We start from the raw sequence: 21,528 nt of genomic DNA, 5'->3' as shown, positions 1-21,528 counted from the left end.
AGTCGGCAATAGAGTATTGATAAAATTCCGTGAGGAGCACCGCCAAAAATGGCTAAACGTGATTATTATGAGGTTTTAGGCGTTTCAAAAACCGCAAGTGATGATGAGATCAAAAAAGCCTACCGTAAATTGGCGATGAAATATCATCCTGATAGAAACCCTGACAATGCCGAAGCTGAAGAGAAATTTAAAGAAGCTGCTGAAGCTTATGAAGTTTTATCGGACAGCGAAAAGCGTAGCATGTACGATCGCATGGGACATAATGCGTTCGAAGGTGGCTTTGGCGGGGGCGGTGGTGGCTTCGGCGGATTTAGTGCAGAAGATATTTTTAGCCAGTTCGGTGATATCTTCGGTGGCGCATTCGGTGGTGGTGGACGTCAACAGCGTCAACGTCGCGGATCAGATCTACGCTATGTAATGGAACTTACCCTTGAAGAAGCTGTAAAAGGGGTTAAAAAAACCATTACCTTTACTGCTCCAGCACCATGTGATGTGTGTGATGGTAAAGGTTCTAAAAATCCAAAAGATGTTGAAACCTGTAAAACTTGTCATGGTTCAGGACAAGTTCGTATGCAGCAAGGTTTCTTCTCTGTACAACAAACATGTGGTACGTGTCGTGGTCAAGGTAAAATTATTAAAAACCCTTGTCAGGCATGTCATGGTTCAGGTGTTGCCGATCGCCAGCAAACGTTGGAAGTTACAATTCCAGCGGGTGTAGATAATGGTGACCGCGTTCGTTTGAGTGGTAAAGGCGAAGCAATTCGTGATGGCCAATCAGGTGACTTGTACGTTGAAGTCGTCGTTCGTGAACACGAAATTTTCCAACGTGATGGCGCAGATCTTTATATGGACGTACCAGTGAGCATTGCTGATGCTGCACTTGGTAAAGAAATTGAAATCCCAACTTTGGAAGGCCGTGTTAGCCTGAAAATTCCTGAGGGTACTCAAACAGGTAAATTATTCCGTTTACGTGGCAAAGGCGTTCGTCCAGTACGTAGTAGCATGGTGGGTGATTTACTCTGCCGTATTGTGGTAGAAACACCAGTCAACTTAAATTCTCGCCAACGTGAATTACTTAAAGAGTTGCAAGCTTCTTTTGATGGCGAAGACAGCGCTTCTTCACCGAAGAAAAAATCATTCTTTGATCGTTTGTTCGATTAATACTTGATTAGATAAGAAATTAAAAAGAAGGCGGATATTTATAAAATATCCGCCTTTTTATTGCGCTGATTCATCTTATTATTTTTATTCTGCTTAAAAGAAAATTACGTCTGCTTACTCTGTAGGATGAGCAACATCAATATCGTCAACACTTACAGTCGGTTCGCTAGAAGCAAGAGTAGGAGCATTTTCGATCACTGGTGCGGCTACTGCTTCTGCCTGTACAGCTACTTTCGGTGCTTCTGCTGTTTTTTCGCCAATAATTGGGTCAATATCTTCAACTTTAACGTCAGCATTGGCATCGCTTGTTTGAGCTGTAGGCGTTGCTGTTTGAGTATTTACGTTTGTTGTAATGCGCGCTTTAGATAAGCTTTCTAATGTGTCTCCTGGCTGGATTGCAGGCTCTGCAAATGCCACTGAACTCATAATCCCCATCATTACGGTAAAACCAATAATTCTCGAATGCATGCTGAACTCCTTATAGTCATCTTTTTCTCATTCGTGGCTCCGTAGTCTGCCGATCAATTCTTTAACTTTTGTGAAAACAGATTAAATTTCGTCCTAACTCAAAAAATAATTTTTACTTTTTAAGATGAGCAAAGAGTTTTGATATAGTAGGTAAATTACGTAAAACCGAAGATTGGGAAGATTATGTCAGCAGCTCCACGCATTGGTATTTTAGGTGCAGGCGGTCGTATGGGCCGTATACTTATTCAAGCAGTTCAACAAGCAGGCTATCAATTAGGAGCAGCCGTTGTACGCCCAGAAAGTACTTTAATCGGTGCTGATGCTGGTGAACTTGCAGGGGTAGGTTCAATTGGAGTGAAGCTTACAGGAAGCTTGGCAGAGGTTCTTAAAGACTGCGATGTAATCATTGACTTTTCTACTCCTGTTGCAACATCTGAGCATCTAAAGCTATGTCGTGAAGCTGGAGTAGCTATAGTAATCGGGACAACGGGCATGTCAGATGAGCAAAAAGCTGAGCTAGACGAAGTTGCTACGCATACCCCTGTGGTTTATGCTGCGAACTATTCAGTGGGTGTAAATGTATCAATCAAGTTACTTGAGCTTGCAGCAAAAGTATTTGGCGATACAGTAGATATTGAAGTGATCGAAGCTCACCACCGTCATAAAGTAGATGCGCCGTCAGGTACAGCATTAATGATGGGTGAAGCAATTGCAGATACTTTAGGTCGTAACTTAAAAGAAGTTGCTGTGTATGGACGTGAAGGGCATACAGGCCCACGTGACCGTCAAACAATTGGTTTTGAAACCATTCGTGGTGGTGACATCGTTGGCGAACACACTGTGATGTTCATTGGTGAAGGTGAGCGTGTTGAAGTGACTCATAAGGCCACAAACCGTATGAACTTTGCTGCTGGTGCAGTGCGAGCTGCGGCATGGGTTGTGGGTCGTGAAGCGCGTAAATATGACATGAAAGATGTTTTAGGATTGAACGACGTACAGGTATAAAACCCTGTACGTATTCCATGTGTAGCGAGAAAAACAAGATAGAGCAGAACATGAATAAAAAACAAATTGCCTTGACCACTCTTCTTTGCTTAAGCAGCCTCTGGACGGGGGCTGCTTCTACAGAAAAAGCTAAACTCAGCTTAGACCGCAATAATATTAAAGTCTGGACCTATCAAAAAACTGATAATCCAGTCTTTCAATATAAGGCTGAAACGACATTTGATGTGCCACTTGAACGCGCTGTTGCTGTGATTTTAGATGTAAATCGTGCTGACCAGTGGGTGCCTTATATGGGCAAAGTTGAAATGTTGTCTCAAGATGAGAAAAAAGGTGAGTTCACACTGTATATGGTGTTGGATTTTCCGTTTCCTTTGAAAGATCGTGATGTCGTTGTAAAAGGAAAAATGAGCAAGGCCGCAAATGGTGTTGTGACAATTAAAAATACCGCAATTAGTGGAAATTATCCGATACAACCTGATGTGGTGCGCTTAACACGCTATGAAGGGGATTGGACATTCCAGAAACTTGGAAATAATAAGGTGAAAGTAACCACCAGTGGTTATGCTGATCCTGCTGGTGCAATTCCGTTGAGCTTTGTAAATATGTTTGTTCAACAGCAGCCTTACCAGATGTTGCTTAAAATGAAGCGGGAAGTGACTAGTCCGATTTATGAACACCCTAAATTACCAGATATTTTAAAATAAATAGCTTAAAAAAAAGCGCCTGAGATCAGGCGCTTTTTTTATTAATCTGAACACTGCTGTAAAGCTTGTGCAGGGCTACTTTCGCGTTTGATTTGAAATAAAACCAATAACAAACCTAAGCCAGCTAGTAATGCTCCAGCAAATGATACTGCGCTATAACCCCAACCTAAATCGAGTACTAACGCGCCTGCTGCTGCTCCTACTGCGTTACCTAAGTTAAATGCACCGATATTCACTGAAGAGGCAAGTCCCGGTGCTTCATGAGCGACTGACATTACACGCATTTGCAAAGGTGGTACTAAAGCAAAGGTTGCTGCACCCCAGATCACTAATGCAATGGCTGCTCCAATCTGGCTTTGTGCAAGAATTGGGAAAGTCACCATCATCACAATTAACAGAACCAAGAAACCAATCAAAGTTTTATTAATCGACAAATCTGCAAAACGTCCGCCTAAATGGTTACCAATTGAGAAACCGACACCAATCAATACCAACATAAACGTAATGAACGTCGGTGAAGCATGGGTAAACTCAGTCAAACTTGGCGCAATATAGGTATAGAGCGTAAACATTGCACCTGCACCGAGTACGGTAGTGAGTAGCGCAAGAACTACAGGAGTACGCGTTAATACCTTCAATTCAACTTTCACATTTGGTTTTTGGGCAACCATCCCTTGTGGGAGTGCTTTCCATAAAGCGAGCATGGTAATCACACCAAGCAAGGAAATCGCAAGGAAAGACATACGCCAGCCAATGTTTTGTCCAACCCAAGTTGCCAACGGTACACCACCAATATTGGCAATAGTTAAGCCCATAAACATGGTGGCTACAGCACTGGCCTGTTTATGTGCGGGTACAATGCTTGCCGCTACAACAGAGCCAATCCCGAAGAAGGCACCGTGGTTTAAGCTTGTGATAAGACGTGCACCTAATAAGCTCATATAACTTGGTGAAAAGGCTGCGATTAGGTTACCTACCGTAAAGATCGCCATCAGTAAAATAAGCGCATTACGTCGTGCAAAACCACCAAACCATAGGGTCATGAATGGGGCACCTAGCATTACACCAAGTGCATAACCTGTAATTAACATTCCGGCTGTTGGAATTGAAATACCTAAATCGTTAGCGATGTTCGGAAGTAACCCCATTGGAGAAAATTCCGTGGTGCCAATGGCAAAGGCACCTATTGCCAATGCCAATAACGAGAACGCCGTATTTGATTGAGTGTTCATGAGTTTAGTCCCAAACTGGTGCCCATGGCTCTGGGCTAACTTCACGACTGTTACGATCAAGTTCGGCAATCATTTGCATTTCAGCTGAAGTTAACTCGATATCCTGTGCTTTTAAGTTGCTAATCAGGTTTTCACGTTTAGTCGAAGATGGAATGACTGCAAAACCACGTTGCAATGCCCACGCTAGTGCAATTTGTGCTGTTGTTGCTTTATGCGCTGCTGCAATTTCAGCGAGAACTGGGTCTTGAAGCACTTTGCCGTATGCAAGAGTCATATATGAAGTCACATCAATATTCTTCTCTTGTAAGAAATTCACAAGCTTATGGTTTTGAAGATAAGGACTTAGCTCAATCTGGTTGGTTGCAATATGCTCTACACCAATTGTGTCAATTGCTTGTTGGATAAGCGCAATATTGAAGTTTGAAATACCAATTTGTTTGGTAAGACCTTGTTGTTTCGCTTCAAGTAGAAGCTGCATAACTTCAGGAATAGAAACGCCTAAGTCCGGTGCTGGCCAATGAATTAAAGTGAGGTCAACATGGTCAGTACGAAGCTTTTGTAAGCTCTCTTTTAAGCTCGGAATAAACTTATCTTGAGCAAAATTATCTACCCAGATTTTTGTGGTTAAAAATAAGTCCTGACGGGATACACCGCTTTCGGCAATCGCTTGACCAATCGCTGCTTCATTATCATAAATTTGAGCAGTATCAATGACACGGTAACCTACGTCTAAAGCAGTTTTAACAGAATCAATAACTGCTTGTTCTTTAAGACGGAAAGTTCCTAGACCAAAACGTGGGATATTCATGTGTTTACCTAAATTTGAATAATCATTTAACTTGATGTGCATTTTGCTTTTTTTATTGTTGCGAAAAAATAGATGAATAAGCAAAATATCTTTGATCATTAGTCAATAATGGAATAAGACATGAAATCAACAATTGAAGAACTTGTCGCGTTTATTGCAATCGTTGATACAGGTTCTTTTGTTGCAGCAGCAGAACACTTAAAACAAACGCCTTCAGGAGTCAGTCGATCTTTAACACGCCTAGAAGCTAAGTTAGATGTGACTTTGTTAGAGCGAACTACACGTAAATTGAAACTCACTCAAGAAGGGCAACAGTTTCTGGTAAAGGCCCGTAAAATCTTAAATGAGCTAAATGCGGCTGAAGAAGAACTACAAAAATCTGATCAAGGTACTGCGGGACTTATTCGCATTGATTCAGCAACGCCGTTTGTCTTACACGTTATTGCGCCATTAATGCATAAGTTTCGTGAGTGCTATCCAAACATTGAAATTGAATTAAATAGCAATGATCAGGTGATTGATTTGCTGCAACATAAAACTGATGTCGCATTTCGGTTTGGGGAGCTCAATGATTCAAGTCTTCATGCCAAATTAGTATGTAAAAGTCGCTTATTTATCGTTGCAAGCCCTGAGTATTTAGCAATTAAGGGTACACCGACACAACCTGAACAGCTTGAACAACATGATTTGATTGGTTTTACTAGACCTACTTATATCAATAGTTGGCCGATTAAAGTTGGTGATGAATATTTTTTTGCACAATCAAAAATTAAAGCATCGAGTGGAGAAACGGTACGTCAGCTGACGATTAGAGGACATGGTATTGCACGACTATCTGAATTTGAAATTTGGAAAGATATTGAAGAAGGGCGATTGATTGCTTTATTTGAAGACCAAATTGAACATCAATACCAAAGCATCCATGCTGTGTATTATCAACAAGAGCATCTACCAAAACGGATTCGTTTATTTATTGAGTTTTTGGCAGAACAGTTAAAAGACGGATTTAAAAACGCTCTCTAAAAGTAGTGTAACTGTCAGTTGGAAAATGAACTTCTAAAAGTGGGGTCGTTTGTCCTTGTGATGAATGTTGAGACAGAAAATAGCTTTTTTGATGTTCTCGGCAGCTAAAATACAAAGTCGAATAAACCGAGTTCACCATTACAACTTCATTTGAGCTATTCCGTTTATATTGATAATGAGAAATTGTACTGGTCTTTTCATCAGTGCGTTGCTCTATTTTATAGTCTTGTTGATTGGTCATTTTTAAATAGCCTTCTATGAGGCTTTGGCAAACAGTATGTCTGTACTGCTCATCTTTTGGTTGTTGTTGGCAACCAGCTAAAACAATAGTAAATAACAATATAGCTTTTAATTTCATGACTTTGCTACTTTCTGAGTTGATTTCTATAGCCTAAAGGTGTTCTATAAACCAGTACAGATACAGAAATTTTTAAAAAAGCAGCACAGAATGACTTTCCAATATCAGGTTCTTGCCAATCAATTAGCACATCGTATTTATCAAGATGAGCTTAAACCTCATCAGAAACTTATCTCTTTACGAGATTTTGCTCGTCAGCACAGCATTAGTTTAAGTACAGCAAAAAGTTGTTATGAGTTACTTGAGGCGAGGGGGCTTATTTATGTAAAGCCAAAGTCAGGTTATTTTGTGGTAGCTCGTGCACAATCCGGACCCATTCCTGAAAGTCCAGATTTCTTGTCTTTACCTCGACAAGTTTCAAATCTGGAATTGCATAATCAAATTCAGGAAGCTGCCTTACAAAGCCATCTTGTACCATTAGGCTCTATTCAGTTAACGCCTCATTTTATTCCTGTGGAAGGTTTACGTCGTTCTATTCAACGGGCTTTAAAAAATTGTCAGCCTCAAGACTTTCTTTATTGTAATAAACAAGGGCATGAGCAATTAAGAAAAGCGTTATCTTATCATTGGCGTGAAGATGGGATTTTTATCTCGGTAGAAGATATTTTTATTACCAATGGCTGCATGCCTGCTTTGTCTTTGGTGATTCAACATCTAACAGAAGTAGGCGATAGTATTTTAATTCCGACGCCTACTTTTAATGGACAACTACAGCTTATAGCCAGTTTAAAACGGCAGATTATTGAAATTCCAGCGCATCATCGTGGTATCGATCTTGAGCGCTTAGAATCATTTATGAAGCAAGGTTTGGCTAAGGTTTGTTTAATGACAGCCAACTATCAGAACCCATTGGGATATTGTTTAAGTAATGCAGAAAAACAAAAGATTGCCGAATTAGCAGCAAAGTATCAGTGCTTTATTATTGAAGATGATATTTATGGAGAGTGTGGCTACAGTGGTGAGCGGCCATTGCCTATACGCTATTGGGACCGTGAGGGCTATGTAATTTGGTGTGGGTCAGTTTCTAAGTCATTGTCGAGTGCGTATCGCGTAGGGTGGTTCTGTTTAAGTGCGAAGCTACAACATTTAAGGCTTGAGCTGGTAGCCAGTAATATAGGGGTCAATACACCGCTACAATTAGGCCTAGCTGATTTTATTTATAGTCGTGGTTACAGGGAGCATTTAGAGCAGTTAAGACCGAATTTGATGCGGCAAGTCGAGGAATATCGTAGTTGTATTTTAAATGCCTTTGAAGGTATTCCAATTGCACTGAGCCAACCAGAAGGGGGTTATGCTTTATGGATGCAGTTACCTAAAACTGTAGATAGTTTGGCGCTCTATTACACTGCAAAATCTCACGGAATTACCGTAGTTCCCGGGCATGTTTTTGGGGAGGATGAGCGCTATCGGCATTTTATTCGTTTAAATGCAGGTCATGAGCTAACAGGAGATGTCCGCCAAGCCATTAAAGATTTGGCGGACTGGTCACGACAACAGATTAAATCAGTGAGTTAGCCTTATTCTGCAAAGTCTGCTTTAAGCACAATGCGGTAGCGTGCCTGACCCGAGTGTAGACGTTCAATTGCTTCATTGAGCTGTGACATTGGAAATAGCTCAATTTGAGGCGCAATTTTTTTGCGTGCAGCAAACTTTAAAAGCTGACGTAGTGCAGCAGGTGAGCCTGTAGGTGAACCAGTCACTGACTTGGCACCACCAATAAGAGAGCCAACAGAAACAGGAACAGGCTCAAGCGTAAGACCTAAGAAATGTAAGGTTCCGTTTGGTGCCAGTGTTGCAATAAAAGCAGACCAATTTAGAGTCACATTCACGGTACTTAGCAATAGATCGAATTTACCTTTTTGAGCTTTTACTGCCTCTGTATCGCGACTATTTACCACATGGTCCGCTCCCATTGCTTTGAGTTCTTCCGTTTTATCTGGGTTAGAACTAAAAGCAGTGATTTCACAGCCCCATGCTTTAAGTAGCTTAATGGCTATATGGCCTAAACCACCAATGCCAATTACACCGACATGATGCGTTGCCTGAATTTTGTGTTTGAGTAGTGGATCAAAAACGGTAATTCCGCCACACAGTAAAGGACCTGCACTTTCAGCATCTAAATCGTCAGGGAGGGGAATGGCCCATTGCCAACCTGCACGGACTTTATCAGCAAAGCCACCAGCATGCCCTACGATTGTTGCAACATTTCCACCTGTACACAGTACTTGCTGACCACCAATACATTCATCACAGGCTTGACAACTTTCAGCTGTCCAACCAATACCGACACGTTGCCCAATTTGTAGACCTTTTGCTTCTGAACCCAAAGCAACAATTCGTCCAATAATTTCATGACCTGCAACCACAGGGTACACGGTCGAACGCCATTCATTATTTAAAACAGAAATATCAGAATGACATAAACCACAATATTCAACTTTTACCTCAACCTGATGCGGTTGTAATTCACCTGCGTCAAATTGATAGGGAACCAGTTTTTCACCTGCCTGCATTGCAGCATAAGCTTGAATCGTATTATTGCTCATCGGAAACTCCTTAAGCGGCTTTGAACCGTTCTGGTGGGTTATGAAGCTTTAAATTGACAATCGTTTTCATGATCATCGACCATGCCTACTGCCTGCATAAAAGCATAGCAGGTGGTTGGGCCAACAAATTTGAAACCATTCTTTTTAAGAGTTTTGGAAAGTTTTACACTCAGTTCGGTTTGAGCAGGGGCCTTACGATAATCTACAACATCATTGTTTTGTGGAGCTGCATCTACAAACTGCCAAAGCCATGTAGGAACATCACCGACTTGTGCTTTGAGCGCTTGCCAAGCAATAGCATTATCACGAATAGCTTTGAGTTTCCCCAAGTGACGAATTAAGCCTGCATCAGATAATTTTAGTTCTAGAAAATCATCTGTAAATGAAGCAATGTCTGCAATCGGATGATTAAAAAAGTGTTGACGGTAGCTTTCTCTTTTTTTTAGTACGGTAATCCATGAGAGGCCGGCTTGCTGACCTTCGAGACAAAGCATTTCAAATAATCGTGCCTCGTCGTGTTCGGGTTTACCCCATTCCTCATCATGGTAGGCAATATAGAGTGGATCGTCGGAACACCATCCGCAACGTTGAGTTTTCATGATAATGCTCCTTATATTTATCTTAGAATTTTAAAGTTTAAATAAGACCCATTCATTTGGGCGAGTATCCCAATAATACAGTTCTGCTTGTGTTAAGTCTTCAAACTTCAGCCAAAAGTCTTTGCCGACTTTGTCTGAAAAACCGGTACTGATTAGTAGGGCATCATCGCTGATTTCCATGATCCAGCCTTGATAGCTATTGCCATTTAAAATGATCTTTTGCTGGTTACCAGACTCGGCAAACTCTACTAAGCGATTGATCAGCGCTTCCGACATAAAATGTTCCTAGCGTAAATATGAATAAGGATTAACAGCACCACGACCTTTACCATCTAGATAAAGACCATAATGAAGATGAGGTGAAGTATAACGTGCATTGCCCGTATTGCCGACATAACCAATGAGGTCGCCCTTTTTGACATAGTCGCCTACATTTAAGCCACGTTTGTGACCATCAAGATGGGCATAATAATGCCATGTTCCTGCTGGACCTAAAATCCAGATCACTTTGCCACCTAAGTTGTTATTGCGAAGATCTGCAACGAGTCCTTCGGTTGCACTGTACACTTTGGTTCCACGTGGAGCCAAAATATCAATTCCTTCGTGACTACGGCCCTGACTCCGAGCAGCTCCCCATGTGTTTTTTAATTCATCACGGTCAATACCTTTTACAGGTACAGGTAGTCGACTTGGAAGCTGCATACTTTTGAGTTTGATGACTTGAGCAGGTGGAAGTGGGGCAGGTTTTTTAGGTGTACTGGCACAGGCAGCCAAAAGAATAATCAGAAAACCAAGTGAGAAATGAGAAACAAAACGTCGCACAAAATACTCCCTGTCACAGCCATATCAAAATTATTTTACTCACTATGTCATGAACGGCTTGTCGAGATCAATTTTTTCATAGCAGTTGGGACACCTTTAGCAATAGCCTGTTCCGGACTCAACCATTGGCCTTCAAGTTCAATACCCAGATGTTCTTTTTGATCAGGTTCCACGTGGAACACGTGAGCATTAAGTAACCATGTGAAGTGAGTGAAGCTATGACTGATCTGAAAAGTTTGTGCTTGAGGCTGTAGTTTAAATTGTTGGCTTAAGCTCAGTCGTTCATGTTCATTTTCTAAAATAGGTAAACAGAATAAACCGCCCCATAGACCATGAGCTTGACGTTGTTGCCAGAACCATTCACCTTCGCACTGAATAATAAGAACATCTGCTGTTTTAACAGGTGGTGTTTTTTTCGGTTTTTTAAAAGGTAATTCTTGTTCTAAACCTTGCTGATAAGCCTGACAATGAGCTTGCATTGGACAATATAAACATAGCGGTTTTTTAGGAGTACAAATGGTTGCACCCAAGTCCATAATCGCTTGCGTGTAATCATGGTTGCGATGTGTAGGGCAAAGCTCTTCAGCGAGTTTCCACGTTTCACGCTCGTGCTGTGGTTTGCTTAAGTCATCTTCAATGGCAAAGAAACGAGCTAAGACGCGTTTCACGTTGCCATCCATGATGACGCCGTACTGACGTAAACCTAAAGACATGAGCGCGCCTGCGGTAGAGCGACCAATGCCAGGTAACGCAATCCATTCTTCTAGCGTTTCAGGAAATTTACCTTGCTGCGTGACAAGACCAGCCGCTTTATGCAAATTGCGTGCACGAGCGTAGTAACCGAGGCCAGCCCAAAAAGGGGCTACTTCATCCCAAGTTGCATGACCTAAAGCTTCTACCGTCGGGAAGCGCTCCATAAAGCGATCAAAATATTGCAAGACCGTTTTCACCTGAGTTTGCTGTAGCATAATTTCAGAAACCCAAACTTTGTACGGATCATCGGCAACTTGCCAAGGCAAATCGTGCCGACCATGTTGGTCGAACCAGTTTAAGAGGGCATCAGAAAAAGAAAATTCAGGCATGAACAGCTATAGAAGAAAAGTAAGGGCTAAATTATAGCTGAAATTTAGATGAAATTTTGTTTAAAGCAGGCAAACAAAAAGAGTGTACTAAAACAGAGACTACTTCAAAGCGCGTAATCTCTGTTTCAATCAGATAAAAGGATTAATCCTTTTGTACACCCCAACGTTGATCAAGTTTCAATGGCTGATTTTTGTAGTAAGGGATGACATGAATGTGGAAATGATCTGAGGTTTGTCCAAACACTTCACCATCATTAAAGCCAATATGAAAGCCGTCTGGTTGATGACGAAGCTGTGTCTCATGACGGGCAATTTCAAGAAGTGTCAGTAAGCCTTGATGTTCTTTAGACGTAATGTCAAAAAAAGAACTAACATGGCGTAGTGGTGTTACTATACAGTGGCCTTTAGATAACGGATTAGAATCAGGCAAAATTACGGCAAATTCATTCTTATCAATGATGTCATATTCATCAAATTCGCAATACGGACATTTCTTGTCAGTCATTGTTGTATCCTCTCATGTTATTCCATTAAACCCCGAGTGCGGGAAATAAGACTAGGCTTTGCTCTAGCTCAACGGGAGTATAGTTATTGAAGTATGGTTTAAAAAATACAGTAAAAATATTGCAAAGTCATAAACATTTAAGGGAGCAAATGCAAAAAAAAACCATTTGCTCCAAATTTGCTTCTTTTATTTTAGAGTACGATCTAATAAAGCATACATTTTAGCAAGGCCTTGTTTTTCCGCTTCGCTATTGTAGCCAAGGTCCACACCGTTCGCTTTAGCTCTTTCATCGGCAAGCGGGTTACTAAAGCCATGTTTAGCACCTTCTAAAACCACTACCTCGTGTTTAACCTCAGCAGCTTGCATCTCTTTTTCAAAATTAGCAACATCTTCTAAGGTGACCATACTGTCTAGTTCACCATGTAGAACTAAAATTTCACCCTGAATGTTGCCTTTTTGAGCAGGAGCCTTCGGTGCTAATGTGGCATGGAACGTTACACTTGCTTTAAGTGGAGCACCTGAGCGAGCAAGATCCAACACGACTTTACCACCATAGCAAAAGCCAATCGCAGCCAATTTCTCGTTATTTACTTCTGGTTGGGCAGCAAGGGTTTGCAGTGCTGCATTAGCACGATCAGTCACCGTGTCTAAATCTTCAAATGTCTGCATCATCCATTCATAGGCTTGAGCTGCTGTTGTCGTGACTTTTTTATCGCCATACATGTCAATAGCAAGAGCTGCATACCCGTGTTCAGCAAGCTCACGTGCGCGTTGCTCAGTATATTCATTACGACCCCACCACTCAGGACCAATAATGATACCTGGTACCGGTTCTTCACTCTCTGGAGCCGCAAAGTAACCAATTAAATGGCTGCCATCTGGTGCAGTATATTGAATTTCACGGGTTTTAATTGCTGTACTCATGACATTAATCCTGAAATTAAACTTGGTTTAAACACGCTTGATTAAAGCATAAAAAATAAGAAGTAAAATAAAGAACTATGTAAAAAACTACATCAAAATAAAAAGATAGATATTTCTACGCAATAAAAAAGAAGGAAACCAGTTCCTTCTTTTTATATGGTGATGATTAAATTTAAGTCCGGCCTCGGGAAATGAACCCAATTACAGCTAGAATTACAGCCACAACTAATAAAATCACGGCAAAGTCTTTAGATAGTCCTGCAACACCACCAAACCCTAATAGACTGGCAATGAGTGCAATCACTGCAAAAATTATCGCCCAACGGAACATAATGCTGTCCTCCTTATTTTTCATTGTCATTTAACTATATAGTGTGTTTTTTAGCCCGAATGTGTCGTTTATGTGGTTGAAATGTATATTAAACAATCATTTTGTGATGCCATAAATACAGCTTCTTTTTTAGTACAGACCACTTCAATGCTATACTAATACATCGTTTTATCTCATCAGCTGTTAAAAGATTATGTCTACCGAGACCTCCCTCCGACCACTCTTCTGGAAAAATTATCCATTAGAGCAACTGACTCAACTTGAGTGGGAAGCTTTATGTGATGGGTGTGGTTTATGCTGTCTGGTCAAACTAGAAGATGAAGATACACATGAGGTGGCTTATACTAAAGTGGCTTGTAAGTTACTCGATTGTGGTACAGGGCGTTGTACGGACTATCCAAATCGTCAGCAGCAAGTACCTGATTGTTTACAATTAACGGTAGAGTCTCTAAAAACAATTCATTGGCTACCCTCAAGCTGTGCTTATAAGCGCTTGAATGAAGGAAAAAATCTACCTTCTTGGCATTATTTAAATACGGGTTCTAGACAAAGCGTGGTTAAGGCGAAAAAGTCAGTTGCAGGACGTTGTATTTCCGAAGTTGATGTACATGAAGATGATCTTGAAGATTATGTAGTACGTTGGGTACGTTAAATAGATCTTAAAAGGCGTTGTTTGATTACAGCGTATAATAAAGTAACATTTTTATCGTCATTTTTTTGCTCATCTCCGTTATATAACAATAAAAGCAAAAGGAGATAAAAACGATGAGACGATTAGCAGCCCCCTTATTATGTAGTAGCTTTTTTTTGTTAATGGCCTGTGGGTCTAATAATACCAATTCAAAAAATCCTGAACAAAATACGACTGCGAAAACAAATCAGTCTGTTGCTGTCAAACAAACTTATCAGGTCGAAGCAGTCGCACATTTTAATGAGCCTTGGGCTGTGACCAGTCTGCCTGATCAACGTTTATTAGTGACTGAACGGCAGGGTAAATTAAAAATTTTTAACCCTAAAAATAAACAAATATTAGATGTCCAGAATGTTCCTGCCGTGAACTATGGGGGACAAGGTGGTTTAGGAGATGTCATTTTACACCCTGACTTTGCCAAGAATCATTGGGTTTATCTTAGCTATGCTACAAAAGGACAAGGCGGATCTGGCGCAGTGATTTCACGTGCGAAATTAGATTTATCTAATCCTAATCAGCCAAAACTTAACGATATAAAGCAGATTTGGCAGCAAGTACCTAAAGTCTCAGGACAGGGCCATTATGGACATCGTATGCTTTTTGGTACAGATGGTAAGCTGTGGGTCAGTTCAGGTGAGCGACAAAAGTTTGATCCTGCCCAAAACATGAAAAGTAACTTGGGTAAAATCTTGCGTTTAAATGAGGATGGCACCGCGGCTGAAGGTAACCCTTTTTATAAGCAAGGCGGGGTAACTGCTGAGATATGGTCACTTGGACACCGTAACCCGTTAGGTATGGCTTTTGATCGCCAAGGACAGTTATGGGTGGTTGAGATGGGGCCTAAAGGTGGTGATGAGCTTAATATTATTACTAAAGGTGAAAATTATGGTTATCCAATTGTTTCAAATGGAGACCATTATTCGGGCCAACCTATTCCAGACCATCACACTCGGCCAGAGTTTAAAGCGCCCGAAATTGATTGGACTCCTGTTATCTCGCCATCGAGTATGATCATTTATCGCGGACAACAATTTCCTGCATGGCAAAATAAAGCCTTAATTGGCGGGTTATCTTCCGAAGCGATTATTGTGGTGGATTTAGAGCATAAACCCGTGAAAGAAGTGCAAAGACTAGAGATGAAGCAACGTATTCGTGGGTTACATGAAGTACAAGATGGTTCGATTTGGGTGATTGAAGATGGCTCAAATGCGCGTTTACTCAAGCTGAGTAAGAAATCCTCTTAATGCTAAGAAGAGCCTGTAAATAAAGAACGTGTCTCATAGATTCAAATTGTAGATTTCTGTGAGACACAATAGACTATAGCGAAAAGACGATAAAGCCATTTGAGATGTCAGACACCCATATTCCACTTCCCGAACGCCTGCGCCCAAGAGACTTGTCTGAAATTATTGGGCAAGATCATTTATTAGGTGAACATGCACCATTGCGTCAAATGATTGATCAGGGTCATTTGCCTTCTATTATTTTTTGGGGACCACCAGGCGTTGGTAAAACAACAATTGCTTTGCTTTTGGCTCAGGCAATAGACCGTCCATTTGTGAGCTTGTCCGCGCTGAATACGGGCGTAAAAGAATTACGTGAAGTGATTGCAGAAAGTGGTGATTTACTGACACCTGTGGTTTTTATTGATGAAATTCATCGTTTTAATAAATCGCAGCAAGATGCTTTATTGGGTGCAGTTGAAAAAGGCAAAATTACTTTAATTGGCGCGACCACTGAAAACCCGTCTTTTGAAGTGAATAGCGCACTTTTATCACGCTGTCAGGTCTATACCTTAAATAGTTTAGACAGTGAGGCAATTCAAACATTACTCAATAATGCACTTCAAAGCGATAAATTCTTAAAAGAACGTTATATCCATATTGAAGAATATGATGCACTCATTCAGTTTGCAGCAGGTGATGCTCGAAAAGCGCTTAATTTACTGGACTTGATCGCAAGTACTTTTGAACCAGAAATTGAAAACACGATTACCAATGCGGTTGTGGTAAAAGTCGCTCAGCAAAATATTGCGCGTTATGACAAATCTGGCGAGCAGCATTACGACCTTGTTTCTGCCTTTATTAAATCAATTCGTGGTAGTGATCCAGATGCAACTCTATATTGGATGGCTCGTATGCTTAAAGGTGGAGAAGATCCGGTTTTTATTGCAAGACGTATGCTGATTGCCGCCTCAGAAGACATTGGAAATTCTAACCCTAATGCGCTATTGCTTGCAGGTGAGTGTTTCCGCTCCGTACAAGCGGTGGGCATGCCTGAGGCTCGAATTATTCTAGGCCAAACAGCGGTTTACCTAGCAACGAGTGCAAAAAGTAATAGTACTTATTTAGCGATTAATAAGGCTTTGGAACTTGCTGAAAAAACGGCAAATTTACCTGTGCCTTTGCATTTGAGAAATGCGCCGACCAAGCTTATGAAACAGCAAGGCTATGGAATTAATTATCTCTATCCTCATGACTACCCAGAGCACTTTGTGCTGCAAGACTATTTGCCGCCTGAGTTGAAGGGAACCAAACTCTATGAGTCTGCAAGAAATAAGCGTGAGGTTGAAGGTGAGCGCTTACAGCAACGCAGATGGCAGCAGGAACAATAGTTCCTGCTTTATGCTATTCCAGCTCTTCAGTGACCTGACCATAAATCAGTAGCGTGAACACACCTGTACCGCCAATAATATTGCCGATAGTGGTTGGGATGAGGAAAGTAAACAGATACTTGCCAATAGAAGCTTCTCCTTGCCAGACCAGGTAGGACATTTCTGTAGAACCAACCACTACATGAGTAAAGTCACCCAGTCCTATCAAATACGTCATAAAAAAGATGAGCAGGAATTTATTACTGACCGAGGGCAACATCCAGACCAATGCTGCAATTAATAGCCCTGACATAATGCCTTTAAGCAGATTCTGGGTTGCAGAAAAGGAGCCCACATGATGTGCGAGTTCATCCAATGCTTTGTCAATATCTGGAGTAAACAGGTGAGTAGTTAGGAAAAATAAACTCGCCAAAGCTGTTCCAATAATGTTGCATAGAATCACAATGCCCCATAAGCGTCCCACTGCTCGTAATTTATCGAAAGTAAAGGGATTAAATAATGGCACAACTGTGGTGATGGTATTTTCGGTAAAGAGTTGCATGTGGCTCAAAATAGCGATCAAGAACCCAATGGTATAACCAACATTAGTGATTAAATCGGTCCAGACTGCATCAGTTGGGAGATAAGCAGCAATAATCGCTTTAAATACAAATGAAAAACTGATGACTAAACCCGCGGCAATCCCTGAAAAGATGAGTGCAGTTGTTGGACGATCAAGCTCTTCGGCACCATCACGGCGGATAATTTCATAAACCAGACGGGGTGACAGTTTCTCATGTTCTTCGACTGCCATTTTTTCACGCCAGCTTAAAGTTTTCTCGACTTTCTTTTCCTCTATTTCATGGTCCATCAGGTTTACTCCTCACTGAATAAATATCTTATATTTATTGTTTTATTTATTGTTAAGGCAGTGTTCAGGATAAATCTAGTCTATTCATAACAGCTTTATGTGTCTTTTTATAAATTGAATGCACAGTGGTCAGATCATCAATCACAAAATCAAAGAAAAGTATAAGCTCTTAAAGTACGGATGAGCGCCATATAGTCGCCTTGAGAGGCTTTAGCAATAACAGATTCAACCTCTACCTGACTCCAGCCTTGTTTTAAGGCAGTAGTGCTAAAGTTATTTAATAGGACCAGAGGATTTTCACCAAAATGGATTGGATGATTCATTAATCTCTTTTCAAGCTTAGATAATTCCATAGGTTCATCCTAGTTTTTAAATTTAATTATTGTGAAGTGCTTTGTGTTTTTTTAGATTTTAGTGTTTTAAATTAAGCTTATGCAAGTGTTAATTTATTGAAATAGACAAATCTGTCTACATTGTTCGGGGCGCATGACGCTGAATATAAAAAACCGGGCTTTAGCCCGGTTTTTTTATGAAGTTTTACTGATTAGATGTCAGATAAATCTACGCCTAAACGAGCAGCAACTTCTTCATAAGCTTCAACAACACCGCCTAAACCTTGACGGAAACGGTCTTTGTCGAGTTTCTTCTTAGAGTCTTTATCCCATAAACGGCAGCCGTCTGGAGAGAACTCATCACCAAGCACGATACGGTCATGGAACACACCGAATTCAAGCTTGAAGTCCACCAAAATCATGTTGCCTTCAGCAAATAATGCTTTTAATACATCGTTTACTTTATAAGTTAAAACTTTCATTTGTTCTAACTGTTCAGCAGTCGCCCAACCTAAAGCAATCGCTTGAGATTCGTTAACCATTGGGTCGCCTAGACCGTCATCTTTATAGAACAATTCAAATGTAGGAGGAGTTAACTCTTTACCTTCTTCTACACCTAAGCGACGGCATAGAGAACCAGCTGCGTAGTTACGAATTACACATTCAACTGGAATCATTTGAAGTTTTTTAACAAGCACTTCAGTTGGAGAAAGCAATTTTTCAAAATGCGTTTCAATACCCGCAGCAGCAAGTTTTTCCATGATGAAGGCGTTAAAACGGTTGTTCACCTTGCCTTTACGATCTAGTTGTTCGATTTTTTCGCCGTTGAACGCAGAGGCATCATCACGAAAGACTAAAATCAGATGGTCGGCATTGTCTGTTTCATATACAGATTTTGCTTTACCAGTATAGAGCAAGGTTTGTTTTAACATGAGGGAACCTTTTTAAAAAAAATGCCTAGTAAACGACTAGGCTGGCCAATTTTGGTAAATCTGGTTTAGCACTTCAGCAGCCACATCTGGGCTTGCAAAAGTGTTATCTACATTAAATAGAGCAAGAGTATGACTAGAACCTACACCAGTAAGTTTAAGCACATAAGTATTGTCATTTACTTTAATCGTCGCCTGATTGCTGCCTTGAGCGATGATGTTGAAATTTAAAGTACTTAACGTAGCTTTGGTGTATTGCCAGATCTCAGCTGTATTTCCATCAACTTTTAACAACGGATTTTTATTACCGTCAGTCACAAGCTGAGGACGTCCAAGCGCAGTTGTCGTTTCAGTAGAGGCATCTAGTGTCGCATTACCTTGCGTTTGTTCAGGGCGTGGCAAGGCATAACGGTTGCCACGCTTGTTTTCAAACTTCGGTGCGTTATCGATAGCGCGCTGTTCTACAGTTGGTGCAGGATACAAAGGTGTCGCTGGTCGTACAGTTGCATCGGCAGGATACTCAAGCGGGGCAAGTTGCTTGGCATTTTTATAATCTAAAGAGTGATTATTAATTGCGAAGCGACCACAACCAGCTAAACTTAAGGCTGAAACTGCAAGGACTAAACCAAGACGTAATTGCATCATAAATTGCTCTTATTAAATAATTCCCGCATCTTTTAGGGCATTGCGGAGAGGTTCGCGATATTGCTCAGCGAGAGGAGTGAGTGGTAAGCGAATACCAGTATCAATCAGTCCCATCTCATGTAGTGCCCATTTCACAGGAATTGGGTTTGATTCGCAAAATAGAATATTGTGTAAATTTGCAATCTTATTGTTAAGCGTCTTCGCTTGTTGTTCATCTTTGGCAATCGCAACAGCACATACTTCACTCATTGCTTTAGGTGCAATATTTGCAGTAACCGAGATATTACCATCAGCGCCAAGAAGCATTAGTTCCCATGCTGTTTCATCATCACCTGAGTACACAGCCATCTTGCCATTTAACGCCTCAATTAAAGCTTTACCACGAGGTACATCACCTGTTGCATCTTTAATACCAACAATATTCGAGATCTCTGCTAAGCGTACAGCTGTGTCGTTTGAAAGGTCTACGCCAGTACGACCAGGTACGTTATAGAGAATAAGTGGTAATTCAACAGCTTCAGCAATCGCTTTATAGTGTTGGTAGAGGCCTTCTTGGGTTGGCTTGTTATAATATGGTGTTACAAGTAAAGCAGCATCTGCGCCAAGCTCTTTAGCAGCTTTAGTTAATTCGATTGCTTCACGGGTTGAGTTTGCACCAGTACCGGCAATAATTGGAATACGTTTATTGGCTACACGAATAATTTCTTTAATAACCTGTGTGTGCTCTTCCATGCTCAATGTTGAGGCTTCGCCGGTTGTACCGACGGCTACAATACTGTTTGTACCTTGTTCTATGTGCCACTCAACCAGCTTCTCAAGACCCTTCCAATCTACACCGCCGTCTTTCAACATTGGTGTGACGATTGCGACGATTGAGCCTTGAATGGTCTGTGCTTGCTGAGTCATTTTTAAAAATATCCTATTTATCCATCCGAATCTGAGGTAAGAAAAACAAAATGTGGGATGGTTGCAGTATTTTGATTGTCCAGTTCTAACAATAACAGATTGTTGAATGACAATTATGCAAATTATGACTGATCAGACGCATAAGAACAATACGCCTAACGGATAATCGCGATGTAAACTTGAGGAAAAGATAGGATGTTTTCATTATTGCGCGCTAAGAATACCCAGTAAACATAACAATACGGCTTGATTCGACTGAGCCTTACTTAATATGGGCTTTTTTTGTGGCAAGATAGAATGCAATTTCCCAGTTGGGATTGAAGATGACATGAAAATGAATAAACAACCACAAAATGCGGTTTTAATCGTAGTTGATGTACAAAATGGTTTTACACCGGGTGGAAATTTAGCAGTCGCCGATGCCGATATAATTATTCCAACGATTAACCAACTTGCTGGTTGTTTTGAAAATGTCGTCCTGACTCAGGACTGGCACCCGGATAATCATATCTCTTTTGCAGCCAATCATTTTGGCAAGCAGCCATTTGAAACAATTGAACTCGACTATGGACCACAGGTGCTTTGGCCTAAGCATTGTGTACAAGGTACTCAAGATGCCGAGTTTCATCCTGATTTAAATATTCCGACAGCTCAACTGATTATTCGAAAAGGCTTTCACGCGCATATTGATAGCTACTCGGCTTTTATAGAAGCTGATCACTCTACAACGACGGGTTTAACGGGTTATCTAAAAGAGCGCGGTATTGATACGGTTTATGTGGTCGGAATTGCTACGGACTTTTGTGTAGCATGGACTGCTTTAGATGCAGTTAAACAAGGTTTTAAAACTTTAGTGGTTGAAGATGCTTGTAAAGGGATTGATCTGAATTGTTCGTTAGAACAAACGTGGCAAACCATGCAACAACAAGGTGTTGTCCGTATTCAGTCGATTGATCTGTTGGGTGAGCGCTAATTATATTGCTCTGGTTTTTA

General features: G+C 40.9%; 26 protein-coding genes. 9 read left to right on the top strand and 17 right to left on the bottom strand.

Going from position 1 to position 21,528, the window contains the following annotated elements:
• The first annotated feature begins 48 nt into the window (after positions 1–48).
• Positions 49–1,161 carry a molecular chaperone DnaJ gene (dnaJ, locus tag RMA94_RS05835; protein WP_002119101.1) on the top strand — a complete coding sequence of 371 codons (1,113 nt, stop codon included), beginning with the start codon at positions 49–51 and terminating at the stop codon, positions 1,159–1,161.
• A 114-nt stretch (positions 1,162–1,275) separates the two neighbouring features.
• On the opposite strand, the gene RMA94_RS05830 is transcribed toward dnaJ, so the two are convergent.
• Positions 1,276–1,629 carry a hypothetical protein gene (locus tag RMA94_RS05830; RefSeq protein ID WP_032005063.1) on the bottom strand — a complete coding sequence of 118 codons (354 nt, stop codon included), beginning with the start codon at positions 1,627–1,629 and terminating at the stop codon, positions 1,276–1,278.
• A gap of 183 nt (positions 1,630–1,812) precedes the next feature.
• Between RMA94_RS05830 and dapB the strand changes: the two genes are divergently transcribed.
• A complete protein-coding gene (dapB, locus tag RMA94_RS05825) occupies positions 1,813–2,634 on the top strand; it encodes a 4-hydroxy-tetrahydrodipicolinate reductase (protein WP_311082196.1) in 822 nt (273 codons plus the stop codon).
• Between the two features lie 50 nt (positions 2,635–2,684).
• A complete protein-coding gene (locus RMA94_RS05820) occupies positions 2,685–3,338 on the top strand; it encodes an START domain-containing protein (RefSeq protein ID WP_033849210.1) in 654 nt (217 codons plus the stop codon).
• Between the two features lie 41 nt (positions 3,339–3,379).
• On the opposite strand, the gene RMA94_RS05815 is transcribed toward RMA94_RS05820, so the two are convergent.
• Positions 3,380–4,570, bottom strand: coding sequence for an MFS transporter (locus RMA94_RS05815; RefSeq protein WP_311082194.1), 1,191 nt, complete (start codon positions 4,568–4,570; stop codon positions 3,380–3,382).
• Between the two features lie 4 nt (positions 4,571–4,574).
• Positions 4,575–5,378, bottom strand: a complete 804-nt coding sequence (dkgB, locus tag RMA94_RS05810; RefSeq protein ID WP_311082192.1) for a 2,5-didehydrogluconate reductase DkgB — start codon at positions 5,376–5,378, stop codon at positions 4,575–4,577.
• 120 nt (positions 5,379–5,498) lie between these two features.
• Here dkgB and RMA94_RS05805 point away from each other — a divergent pair, with 120 nt between their 5' ends.
• Entirely contained in the window at positions 5,499–6,401 is a 903-nt protein-coding gene (locus RMA94_RS05805) for a LysR family transcriptional regulator (RefSeq protein ID WP_057069173.1), read from the top strand.
• Here the strand turns inward: RMA94_RS05805 and RMA94_RS05800 are convergent.
• On the bottom strand, positions 6,385–6,759 hold the full coding sequence (locus RMA94_RS05800) for a hypothetical protein (protein WP_068929656.1): 375 nt from the start codon (positions 6,757–6,759) through the stop codon (positions 6,385–6,387). The two genes, RMA94_RS05805 and RMA94_RS05800, sit on opposite strands and share 17 nt — an antisense overlap.
• A gap of 90 nt (positions 6,760–6,849) precedes the next feature.
• Here RMA94_RS05800 and RMA94_RS05790 point away from each other — a divergent pair, with 90 nt between their 5' ends.
• Complete coding sequence (locus RMA94_RS05790; protein ID WP_311082190.1) at positions 6,850–8,274, top strand: PLP-dependent aminotransferase family protein; 1,425 nt, start codon at positions 6,850–6,852, stop codon at positions 8,272–8,274.
• 2 nt (positions 8,275–8,276) lie between these two features.
• On the opposite strand, the gene RMA94_RS05785 is transcribed toward RMA94_RS05790, so the two are convergent.
• The 8 genes from RMA94_RS05785 to RMA94_RS05750 all read right to left on the bottom strand — a co-directional run bounded on the left by RMA94_RS05785 (position 8,277) and on the right by RMA94_RS05750 (position 13,568).
• A complete protein-coding gene (locus RMA94_RS05785; RefSeq protein WP_032063522.1) occupies positions 8,277–9,305 on the bottom strand; it encodes an NAD(P)-dependent alcohol dehydrogenase in 1,029 nt (342 codons plus the stop codon).
• 38 nt (positions 9,306–9,343) lie between these two features.
• A complete protein-coding gene (locus RMA94_RS05780; protein WP_005066585.1) occupies positions 9,344–9,904 on the bottom strand; it encodes a DNA-3-methyladenine glycosylase I in 561 nt (186 codons plus the stop codon).
• A gap of 30 nt (positions 9,905–9,934) precedes the next feature.
• Complete coding sequence (locus tag RMA94_RS05775) at positions 9,935–10,180, bottom strand: hypothetical protein (RefSeq protein WP_001287364.1); 246 nt, start codon at positions 10,178–10,180, stop codon at positions 9,935–9,937.
• 9 nt (positions 10,181–10,189) lie between these two features.
• A complete protein-coding gene (locus RMA94_RS05770; RefSeq protein ID WP_311082188.1) occupies positions 10,190–10,726 on the bottom strand; it encodes a M23 family metallopeptidase in 537 nt (178 codons plus the stop codon).
• Between the two features lie 47 nt (positions 10,727–10,773).
• On the bottom strand, positions 10,774–11,808 hold the full coding sequence (gene mutY / locus RMA94_RS05765; protein ID WP_311082186.1) for an A/G-specific adenine glycosylase: 1,035 nt from the start codon (positions 11,806–11,808) through the stop codon (positions 10,774–10,776).
• A gap of 142 nt (positions 11,809–11,950) precedes the next feature.
• Positions 11,951–12,313: an HIT family protein gene (locus tag RMA94_RS05760; protein ID WP_087400299.1), complete on the bottom strand. Its 363-nt coding sequence runs from the start codon at positions 12,311–12,313 to the stop codon at positions 11,951–11,953.
• Positions 12,314–12,499: 186 nt separating this feature from the next.
• The gene (locus tag RMA94_RS05755; RefSeq protein WP_087400297.1) at positions 12,500–13,237 is read right to left on the bottom strand and encodes a dienelactone hydrolase family protein; all 738 of its coding nucleotides are present in this window, start codon (positions 13,235–13,237) and stop codon (positions 12,500–12,502) included.
• Between the two features lie 172 nt (positions 13,238–13,409).
• Positions 13,410–13,568, bottom strand: coding sequence for a DUF1328 domain-containing protein (locus RMA94_RS05750; RefSeq protein WP_002053759.1), 159 nt, complete (start codon positions 13,566–13,568; stop codon positions 13,410–13,412).
• A gap of 193 nt (positions 13,569–13,761) precedes the next feature.
• Here RMA94_RS05750 and RMA94_RS05745 point away from each other — a divergent pair, with 193 nt between their 5' ends.
• The 3 genes from RMA94_RS05745 to RMA94_RS05735 all read left to right on the top strand — a co-directional run bounded on the left by RMA94_RS05745 (position 13,762) and on the right by RMA94_RS05735 (position 16,873).
• Positions 13,762–14,220 (top strand): YcgN family cysteine cluster protein, encoded by a 459-nt coding sequence (locus tag RMA94_RS05745; protein WP_032063516.1) that lies wholly within the window; start codon positions 13,762–13,764, stop codon positions 14,218–14,220.
• Positions 14,221–14,333: 113 nt separating this feature from the next.
• On the top strand, positions 14,334–15,503 hold the full coding sequence (locus RMA94_RS05740) for a PQQ-dependent sugar dehydrogenase (protein ID WP_311082182.1): 1,170 nt from the start codon (positions 14,334–14,336) through the stop codon (positions 15,501–15,503).
• Positions 15,504–15,607: 104 nt separating this feature from the next.
• Entirely contained in the window at positions 15,608–16,873 is a 1,266-nt protein-coding gene (locus tag RMA94_RS05735) for a replication-associated recombination protein A (protein ID WP_017481876.1), read from the top strand.
• 13 nt (positions 16,874–16,886) lie between these two features.
• On the opposite strand, the gene RMA94_RS05730 is transcribed toward RMA94_RS05735, so the two are convergent.
• The 5 genes from RMA94_RS05730 to dapA all read right to left on the bottom strand — a co-directional run bounded on the left by RMA94_RS05730 (position 16,887) and on the right by dapA (position 20,535).
• Positions 16,887–17,723, bottom strand: a complete 837-nt coding sequence (locus RMA94_RS05730; protein ID WP_025464150.1) for a formate/nitrite transporter family protein — start codon at positions 17,721–17,723, stop codon at positions 16,887–16,889.
• A gap of 149 nt (positions 17,724–17,872) precedes the next feature.
• On the bottom strand, positions 17,873–18,076 hold the full coding sequence (locus tag RMA94_RS05725) for a hypothetical protein (protein WP_019767338.1): 204 nt from the start codon (positions 18,074–18,076) through the stop codon (positions 17,873–17,875).
• A 191-nt stretch (positions 18,077–18,267) separates the two neighbouring features.
• Positions 18,268–18,987: a phosphoribosylaminoimidazolesuccinocarboxamide synthase gene (gene purC, locus RMA94_RS05720; RefSeq protein ID WP_002119240.1), complete on the bottom strand. Its 720-nt coding sequence runs from the start codon at positions 18,985–18,987 to the stop codon at positions 18,268–18,270.
• A 36-nt stretch (positions 18,988–19,023) separates the two neighbouring features.
• The gene (locus RMA94_RS05715) at positions 19,024–19,626 is read right to left on the bottom strand and encodes a lipoprotein-34 precursor (NlpB) (protein ID WP_081404687.1); all 603 of its coding nucleotides are present in this window, start codon (positions 19,624–19,626) and stop codon (positions 19,024–19,026) included.
• Between the two features lie 15 nt (positions 19,627–19,641).
• A complete protein-coding gene (gene dapA / locus RMA94_RS05710) occupies positions 19,642–20,535 on the bottom strand; it encodes a 4-hydroxy-tetrahydrodipicolinate synthase (protein WP_002119253.1) in 894 nt (297 codons plus the stop codon).
• A gap of 328 nt (positions 20,536–20,863) precedes the next feature.
• Between dapA and pncA the strand changes: the two genes are divergently transcribed.
• Positions 20,864–21,508: a bifunctional nicotinamidase/pyrazinamidase gene (gene pncA / locus RMA94_RS05705; RefSeq protein WP_311082179.1), complete on the top strand. Its 645-nt coding sequence runs from the start codon at positions 20,864–20,866 to the stop codon at positions 21,506–21,508.
• Positions 21,509–21,528: the final 20 nt, after the last annotated feature.

Origin of the sequence: Acinetobacter sp. V115_6 (genome assembly GCF_031799025.1) — a bacterium.
Lineage (GTDB): Bacteria > Pseudomonadota > Gammaproteobacteria > Pseudomonadales > Moraxellaceae > Acinetobacter > Acinetobacter pittii.
The sequence above is the reverse complement of the archived record's forward strand: the minus strand, read 5'-3'. Positions and strand labels throughout refer to the sequence as shown.